Here is a 4,185-nt window from a genome sequence, read left to right as displayed (position 1 = left end):
GCTCCAATGCGTCTGGTCTACGCTCGAAGTCGGTGGCTGCAGCGCCATCTTCCAACTGCACCATCGCGATGTCGAAGTTGCCTGTCTGATGCCCCAGGCCTGGAACCCGATTGCTGAAGTCCGGACCGGTGGACATCCACAGCGAGACCCATGTGCAGTGTCCGGCACCGTTGGTGTTCTTTCCGGAAACACTGGGTACATCGAACGTCATCGTGTACCTGCTCCAGGTTCCTGTCAGCGTGGCGATGCCAGCAAACATCTGTGTCGAGGAGTCCTGACCACGGAAATCCTGCTCGATTTCCACGGCAATCTTTGATCCGGGCGCTGCCTTCGCATAGAAGGAAAGCGTCAGCTTCCTGCCACTGAGCAGTGTTACGTCTTCGATCAATTGCGAAACGCGCTGGTAGCTGTTCCTGGCCGAAGAGGCGCCTACGTTGACATTCATGTACCAGCGCGGATTGCCAGGAACTGCGGTCTGTCCCGGCTCCAGCGGGAAGCGCGCCATTGAAAGCGTTCCGTTGCCGTTGTCACGCTTCCAGCGATCGGCCAGATAGTTCGAACCTGTGCCCTGTGCCAGGCCCCACCCGCGCTGCCAGAAGCGGAAGTCACCATTGACGAGGTAGTTCCTGGCCAGTGATCTACCGGCCAACGCTGCATCCAGGGCTGCTGGAATTGCCGTGACGGCCTCTTGAGCGTCCTTCAAGCCGCTATACACCTCGGCAAAATTGTCGTTGATCTTGGTGAACGCCGGCCGCTGTGTCTCGCCTCGCTTTCCATTCGGTTGAAGGGAATCGAGGTCGATAATCTTTCTTGCCATGTCGGGATCCTATTGTTCTGGTGAGAGACCGCTACGGATCAGAACTCAGCGTCGGCCCACCAATGCCACCAGCCGCCCCATCGGCCCGGGTTGTTCGACCAACTCACTTCATAGCTGGATGGCGAGGCGTAGTTCACTACGCAGGGAACACGGGAGATGTTGTCCTCGGCGATGTGTCCATCCTGCTGGGTGGTATCAGCCGAAATGATCATCACGTAGGGGTGCGCACGTTTTGCCACCAGGAAGCGCACGCTCTGGTAGTGGGCAACCCCCGGGTTGTTCAACGAGAATGCCTCGCGTCCTTCGTTGTGCGGCGTATTGGGCGGGACATCCAGGTTGTAGCTCTTCTCGTAGTAGCGCTGGCACAGGGCCAGCTCCACGCCGGGCGGCCGCCAGTCGAAGTTCGTTGCATTGAGCCCAGGTTCGACCTGGAACTGGGTAAAGCCGAAGGATCCATTCTGGCCTGCCAACGCCCCGCCATATCCACCGGCGCATAGATCGAAGACCACGTAAATGTGGTCGTTGCCGTTGGTTCCCAGCTTCTTCCCTTTCGTACTCGGCAACGTCACGGTGAGTGACTGACGCGACGCTCCAGTGCTCAACGTGAGGACGCCCGCCTCGGTGGAAACCTGAGGCGAAGGCGTCCCACCGGTTCCAAAGTCCTGGATGACACGCACACCCACCTTGCGCCCGGCTACGTCGCTGTTCGCCCAGACCGAGATCGTGACGGCGCCGCTGGCGCTTCGCACACCTTCGATTCTCTGGCCCATCCAGGCGCCGCTGTTGGCGACTGCACCGGATACCGTGCACACGAGGATGGCGCGGGTGTCTTCGGGATAGCCCAACTGTCCCTCGTACGGTACACGCTGGATGTCATGACTGCAGCTCAACGCGGAGTTGGAGAAGCGATCGGCAAAGAGCGTTTCTGCACCCAGTGTTCCCGAGCCGCTGCCGACACGTCCAGAAGTGCGACGCTGCCAGAACTGCAGGCCGCCATTGATGAAGAGATTGCGCCCGGGCAACCGCCCACTGATCGCGTGGTCCACCGTCTCTGGAAGCTTTTCCACCGCGGCCAGGGCATCGTAGACCTCTGCGAAGTTCTCGTTGATCTTGGTGAAGGCCGGGCGCTGTGTTTCACCCCGCTTTCCATTCGGTTGAATGGAATCGAGGTCGATGATTCGTCGTGACATTTCTGCTGTTTCCTTGTCTTTTCGGGGATTGCACCAAGCAGCGCATTCCGCAGCGGTGCTCGCGGATCTCAGATTTCCGCGTCCAGGATGATTCCGGTACCCGCGTCGGCGGAGTCTGCGCTCTGCAGGATCCCGGCCTGACCAGCAGCGGCTTCGTTCAAGGACCCGATGATGGTCATCCTCGTCGAAGACACTTCGACCGCGTTGAGCGCCGTCAGGCTCGTCGCCCCCGATCCCGTAAGGAGTCGCCACTGCGGCAGGTTTGAGAATCCGACCGTGGGGATGGTCCGCATCCGCTGGCTGAATGGATAGATCAGGTACACCTTGTTGTCACCACGGATGAGGCCGACACCGGCGTTGAAGCGAACTCCGCCGTCAAAGTAGGAACCCGTGGCATCGGCCTGGTAGTAGCGCCGACAACGCTGCACTTCTTCGTCCAGCGGACGCCACTCGAAAGCCGTGGCCGTAGCGCCGCGCTCCCACTGGAATTCTCCGAAGTAGACCTGGCCATGCTGCGCACCAAGGCCGGCGGTGCGGTTGGCAAACTGCGTGCCCGCAGATACCCACACGCACATCACGGCGGCACCTTCATCAGATAGTGTTTTTCCCGAGATGGAGGGCAGCGTCACTGTCTTGCGGATTCTGTTCAGGCCAGGAGCGAGCTCGAAAATCTCAGGTGCAACGGCCAGTACCGGGGCGCTGCCCGTTGCGCCGAAGGTCTGCGCGAACTCCAGTGCGATCCTGCGGCCCCCCGCACCTGCATTGAATACCAGGAAGGACACCGTGCTTGGGGTATCGGCGAAGGTTCGCACGTCCTCCACACGTTGCTCGAACACGAAGAAATGCTTCTCTGCGTCGGTGTTTCCACTCGAGCTGACGGACAGCGTGTACTTGCTCCGGGGAAAATTGTTGTCCCCCATAGCCGTGGGGTTCCGCCTGAACACAGGATCGGCGATGCCCTGCATCTGAAGGAACCAGCGATCGGCCGTGTACCTTCCCGATGTGTTGAAACTCGTACCCCGCTGCCAGCAGTCGAAATTGCCATTGATCAGGCGATTTCTTCCCGAGACCGCACGTGCGACCGCCTCGGGTACTGCATCCACCGCCAAGGCCACTTCCTTGAAATTCTGGTTGATCTTGGTGAAAGCGGGGCGCTGCGTTTCGCCCCGCTTGCCGTTGGGCTGGATGGTGTCCAGGTCGATCTGCTGAAGATCCATGTCCGCTCCTACGGCTGGTACGTCTGTTCGAACGTCGCAGTGATGCTGAACACCGATCCACCCAGATGGCTGTCGGTATAGGTGTCGCAGCCATACAGACCGGTGCCCAGCGGGCCCCGCCAGAAGAAACTCTGGCCCACATGGCCATCCAGGAACGCAACGATCTCGTTGATCGTGCTGCGATTACCGACGAACTGCAGCTGGTAGCTGCGCAGGCGGGCATTGAGCCCATCCGGTGCGGCTTGTGCGTATCCATCGCCGAAGCGCGCGCGCTTGACGGTGGCAGTGGTGGTGCCAGTGCTCTGGCTGGTTGCTGCCCAGGTAAAGGTGTCGGTCATCGTGCTGCACTCCTGCTGAGGACGCCGCCAGCCTTCATGTCACGCATCTGCAGGTCACGGTATTTTCGCTCCACGAACTGGCCGATCTCGTTGCCGAACTGCTGCAGCATGCTTTCGTTGCTGGTGACTTCCTTGCCACCGTTGTTGTCGATGCGGATATTGACTCCCACCCCGCCACCGCCGCCGGCGCCGTGTGCCGCCACTCCCAGGCGGCCATCGGGCCCGCGCTGCAGCGGCATGATCGCTTCAGGCCCCGCTTCACCGAACACGCCGGCGCCCTTGGCGAATGCGAACAGCTGTGGGGTGTTGTAGATACCGCCGGAGTAGGCCGACAGACTCGGCGATTGGTAGACACCACCCTTGGCGTTGGCCTCCACCCCCGTGCCATAACCGAGCATGCCCGTGATCTTTTTGACGCCCCAGACGATTGCCTGCTGGATGGCGATCATCTTGAGGTCGGCGATGATCGACTTGGCCAGTTCCTTGTAATTGGACTTGCCCGTCTTCACGAAGCTCTGCAATGCGGCCTCTGCTCCGGTGAATGCCTTGGAAAATGCATCCTGGGTGGTCTTGGCGGAGTTCTCGGTTTTTTCCATGTACTCGCCGAGCGCGCTGCCGAAACC

The 4,185-nt window shown here is 60.5% G+C and carries 5 protein-coding genes; all 5 read right to left on the bottom strand.

Translation table 11 applies throughout. The annotated features are described in order from the left end of the window. Positions 1–817: hypothetical protein (locus tag AC1VAN_RS13535; RefSeq protein WP_480985985.1), on the bottom strand; the 817-nt coding region annotated here is incomplete at its 3' end. Between the two features lie 38 nt (positions 818–855). Beyond that, the gene (locus AC1VAN_RS13530; RefSeq protein ID WP_051585143.1) at positions 856–2,007 is read right to left on the bottom strand and encodes a hypothetical protein; all 1,152 of its coding nucleotides are present in this window, start codon (positions 2,005–2,007) and stop codon (positions 856–858) included. Between the two features lie 68 nt (positions 2,008–2,075). Then, the gene (locus AC1VAN_RS13525; RefSeq protein ID WP_478013595.1) at positions 2,076–3,224 is read right to left on the bottom strand and encodes a hypothetical protein; all 1,149 of its coding nucleotides are present in this window, start codon (positions 3,222–3,224) and stop codon (positions 2,076–2,078) included. Between the two features lie 8 nt (positions 3,225–3,232). Beyond that, the gene (locus AC1VAN_RS13520) at positions 3,233–3,562 is read right to left on the bottom strand and encodes a phage tail protein (RefSeq protein ID WP_025875719.1); all 330 of its coding nucleotides are present in this window, start codon (positions 3,560–3,562) and stop codon (positions 3,233–3,235) included. Beyond that, the coding region (locus AC1VAN_RS13515; RefSeq protein ID WP_480985984.1) for a phage tail tape measure C-terminal domain-containing protein at positions 3,559–4,185 on the bottom strand (627 nt) is incomplete at its 5' end. The genes AC1VAN_RS13520 and AC1VAN_RS13515, both read right to left, overlap by 4 nt.

The organism is Stenotrophomonas sp. 05L44_2, assembly GCF_056665995.1.
Note: the sequence above shows the minus strand (reverse complement) of the source record. Positions and strands in the feature narration are given on the sequence as shown.